At 39.9% G+C, this 2,465-nt stretch carries 2 protein-coding genes and 1 riboswitch; both genes read right to left on the reverse strand.

Features of this window, described 5'->3' with window-relative positions; all coding sequences use genetic code 11:
• Nucleotides 1-179 precede the first annotated feature (179 nt).
• Nucleotides 180-833, reverse strand: a complete 654-nt coding sequence (gene ribB / locus CXF89_RS18955; protein WP_121955464.1) for a 3,4-dihydroxy-2-butanone-4-phosphate synthase — start codon at nt 831-833, stop codon at nt 180-182.
• A 247-nt stretch (nt 834-1,080) separates the two neighbouring features.
• A riboswitch (FMN riboswitch) is annotated at nt 1,081-1,258 on the reverse strand.
• An 80-nt stretch (nt 1,259-1,338) separates the two neighbouring features.
• Complete coding sequence (locus CXF89_RS18960) at nt 1,339-2,397, reverse strand: S66 family peptidase (protein WP_121955465.1); 1,059 nt, start codon at nt 2,395-2,397, stop codon at nt 1,339-1,341.
• Nucleotides 2,398-2,465: the final 68 nt, after the last annotated feature.

A 2,465-nucleotide genomic window follows, 5' to 3' on the forward strand; every position in this document is an offset into this window, starting at 1 on the left:
AACAAAGAGTAAATAGCCCCTAGGAAGAACCCTCTGGGCAGCGCCTGTTTGGCATTAATGCTACGTTATCGCCCATTTGTGGGGAATACCACACTACATAGGCTCTGCCTTGCCTAAATACCAAACAGACTGCTGCAAATTTAACCTTGAAAGATCAACAGACCCTAGCACAAAGTGATTTAACCTACTTGAAGCTGTGCAGCCTGAATGTATTGCACTAAATCTTCAATAGAAACCACGGTCATATTATGTCTATTAGCATAATCACTCACCTCAGGTAAGCGCGCCATTGAACCATCGGAATTTGTTAGTTCACATATTACGCCAAATGGTTTTAAGCCGGCAAGCTGCATTAAATCAACGGATGCTTCGGTATGACCACGACGAACTAATACTCCACCCGTTTGTGCTTTTAAACCAAATACATGCCCAGGGCGCGATAAATCACTTGGCTTAGCGTTATCGGCTGTCGCTGCTTTTATAGTAGTTACTCTATCAGCAGCAGACACGCCTGTTGTAACACCATGCTTAGCTTCAATAGTGACTGTATAAGCGGTGTTATTTTGACTGGTGTTGTGGGTTACCATTTGCGGTAAGTCGAGCTGTTTAATGCGCTCCTCCCCCATACACAAGCAAACAATACCGCTGCCTTCGCGGATCATTTCGGCCATTTGAGAAGTCGTTAAATGCTCAGCTGAAAATACAAAGTCGCCTTCATTTTCACGGTTTTCATCATCAACAACAAGTACGCCTTGCCCTTGCTGTAGTGCAGCAATTGCGCTTTGTACGCGGATATGGCTTTCGCCGAATTGAGTAAGTAGAGACTGAATCATCATTATATTCCAAATAAAAAATAATAGATTCAGGACTGTGAAAGGATCAGTAATATATCGCTTTAAATTTAAAACGATCACTACCAAAATAGCTTAAATAAAATAACAAAAAGCACGCAGCAAAAAGCAGCGTACAGTGTTATACCAACGGCATTAAATTAGTGACCTATTATAACGCTAGAAAAATAGCTCACTTAACGCGATACAATGATCGTGTCTTTAATAAAATTGATATTAGTATAATAAGCCATATTCTCTTTCATCCGGACTGTAACCGTCGGCTCTGGCATCTCACCAGATCTGCTTGACCTTTACTTAACCTAGTTAAAAAATAAGTTAAATAAAGCGCTCGCGGGCTCGTTTAAGCTATAAATAACATTAAACATACCGCCGGTGGGGAATTTCGCCCCGCCCTGAGAATGTACTTTTATAACTAAAGCGCTATAAATGCGGGCTTATTATACCCTTTAACTTAATTACTTATCAAAGGTAAGTGAATAAACTTCTAACAAAGCTCGGTATTTAATGAGGCTTTGACTACTTTACCTTCATTTATGTCAGCGGTGATTGTACAAGTAGCGCCGTTTACTAAATTTAAGTTAGGTGGAGCATGACCAATATCGGCATCAATAATCACAGGAAATAAACACCCACCTAGTGCAACATCAAGCGCGTGACGGTAATCAAAAGAAGTATCTTGACCTTGAGTGATCACGCTGCGACCAATAATAATACCGTTTATATCGTCAAATATACCTGCTAATTTTAATGAAAGTAAAAACCGTGCAACGGTTGTTGGCGTCAGCTCTGAGTTTTCTAGGTATAAAATAAGCCCTTCGGGTGCACTGTGTTTTTTAAATTCATGCAGAGCCAAAAATGGAGAGTCGAGTAATAAGCCGACTGTATCTAAGCACCCACCAAATAAACGACCCGACATTTCAATAGTGCGTGCATCAAAGTAATTTAAACACTGCCACTGAGTAACTTCTGAGTGTTCAAACAATGCATTTGGGTTTTGTACGTAATCAGGTCTATTTTTTTGATAATGCGATGACGGGGCTTGCTCAAATTTGCTACCTGCTTCATAACTTAGTGTTTCAAATATTTGCAGGCAATAAGGACTTTTTTCGTCAGGATGTAACTGCATAAGATTAGCGCTGTGTAGTGTTGCCCATTGGCATTTTGCCGTGAGTGCGCATGCAATGGTGCTTACATCAGAGAACCCAACTAACCATTTAGGCTTTGCTTCTTTAATTGCATTAAAATCAAGTAGGGGCAGTATTTCCATTGCCAGCTCGCCACCAAATGGAGGCATAATTGCATCTATCTCATCATCTAATAAAAAACCCATTAACTGCTGAGCGTGCGCTTTAGCGTTAAGCTGTCCATGCGGTTTGCTTTGGCGTAAAAACTCTCCTTCAACAACATCATATCCTCGATGTTTTAATCCATTAATAACAATGTCTAACCGTGCATGGTACTTTTCTTTAAGGCCTGATGAAAGTGAACAAATTGCTATTTTTGATCCTACTTTTAAAGGCGCTGGGTAAAGTATATTAGGCATATATTTTCCTTTTTAGAGAATACGTTAATACCAATTACATTAAATCAGCGAGTTATTTGATGCGCTAA

The sequence above is a fragment of the Pseudoalteromonas sp. MelDa3 genome (assembly GCF_002863625.1).
GTDB lineage: Bacteria > Pseudomonadota > Gammaproteobacteria > Enterobacterales > Alteromonadaceae > Pseudoalteromonas > Pseudoalteromonas arctica.

Excerpts from the sequence above, each read along its gene's own strand:
- CXF89_RS18960 (WP_121955465.1), bottom strand. The coding sequence starts at position 2,397 with ATGCCTAATATACTTTACCCAGCGCCTTTAAAAGTAGGATCAAAAATA.
- ribB (WP_121955464.1), bottom strand. The coding sequence starts at position 833 with ATGATTCAGTCTCTACTTACTCAATTCGGCGAAAGCCATATCCGCGTA.